The organism is Rhizobium tibeticum, assembly GCF_900110205.1.
Lineage (GTDB): Bacteria > Pseudomonadota > Alphaproteobacteria > Rhizobiales > Rhizobiaceae > Rhizobium > Rhizobium tibeticum.
In genome coordinates, this window is the sequence record NZ_FOCV01000158.1 from 1 (window position 1) to 1,275 (window position 1,275).

The 1,275-nt window shown below is 55.0% G+C and carries 1 pseudogene; it reads right to left on the reverse strand.

Features of this window, described 5'->3' with window-relative positions:
- Positions 1 to 450: 450 nt before the first annotated feature.
- Positions 451 to 926: pseudogene (locus tag BSG20_RS39155) on the reverse strand (transposase); the annotation flags it as partial.
- Positions 927 to 1,275: the final 349 nt, after the last annotated feature.

A 1,275-nucleotide genomic window follows, 5' to 3' on the forward strand; every position in this document is an offset into this window, starting at 1 on the left:
AAGTATACCTGAAGCCGCCGGGCTTTGCCCGCGCAGATATCGCGATTCCTACAATAATTTCAGTAGTTTACCGTTTATGGACGGGCACTAGCTAGGAATCGCCGGCGTCGATCGAATAATGATCCCGAATTTTTTGAAGTCGCACTGGGGCTTCAGGCGCGCAGAATGTATGTCATGCACGCGGAACCGCTGTTTTCTAATGACGGTGGACGATTCTGTTAGCTTGAGGGGGCCAATTCGCATATAAATCCATGAGGTTGACAATAGGCCCCATTACTTAATAGACTCCAGTTCCTGGAGCACCGACTTACTTTGTCCTCTGAGACTTTTTGAGCGGAAACGCGGAGATTGACTTCTTCAATGGTGCGATCGTTGACGTAGATTTGCCGTCCGGGAATGGGCTGGAGATACGTTGCACGGTCAGGAGGCACTCGGATATCTTCGGCAGTCCGCCTCTATCGCGTTAACGAAACGGATGAACTCCCCGGTACCTGTAACCCTGCATGTTGCGGCCGATTACCGAGCCGAGAACATTGAGGGCAGCAAACAGAGTGGTGTGTCATGGCGCTTGTAGTCATGGGTCAACGTGCCGCCCCCGACCTTTCTTCAACGGAAGGTCCGGCTGCCTCCGGTCGAGCGCCTGGATCTGGCTCTTCTCTTCGACGGAAAGGACAATGGCATCGCCGGCGGTGAGACGTAGAGCTAGACGATATCGTGCAGTCTCTCGGCAAAAGCCTTGTCGTCCGACAGTCTAAGCGGCGCCAGCGGTGCGGCAAGGCGATGCTCGTGCCAGATCTTGCCGCGATCTATAGCGCGGCGATCCTAACGGCCTTTACCGAACGGTCCAGTGCGAGCCTCTGCCAGGGCGTTTCCGGCGTCATCGCGACCCCCTGATCGACCAACGCGCGATCGAGCGGCGAGGTGCCGGTGCCCGCTATGATCGCCACTGTTCCAGGCCATGAACGCTCATCAGGAGGATCATGCTTCTCCGGTTCGCAACGATGGCTTTGAGCCAGGCTCACTCGGCGCGGTGACGTCAAAGGTGATACCCGTCGCACAATCGACAACCAAAGGGATCCAAAATCGGACTCTTTTGTCTCGATCAATCCAATTGCACAGCGCGAATATTAGGTTACCGCTACCGTGAAAGAGTTTCATCCGAGCCAGCAATGACGAACGTCGTATGCATCCGAGCAAGTCCGCGGGATTTTGATTTTCGCGCGTGGTAATGTCGGTTCATGGAGATCGATGAGGACAAAATCGACGATGCAGTTT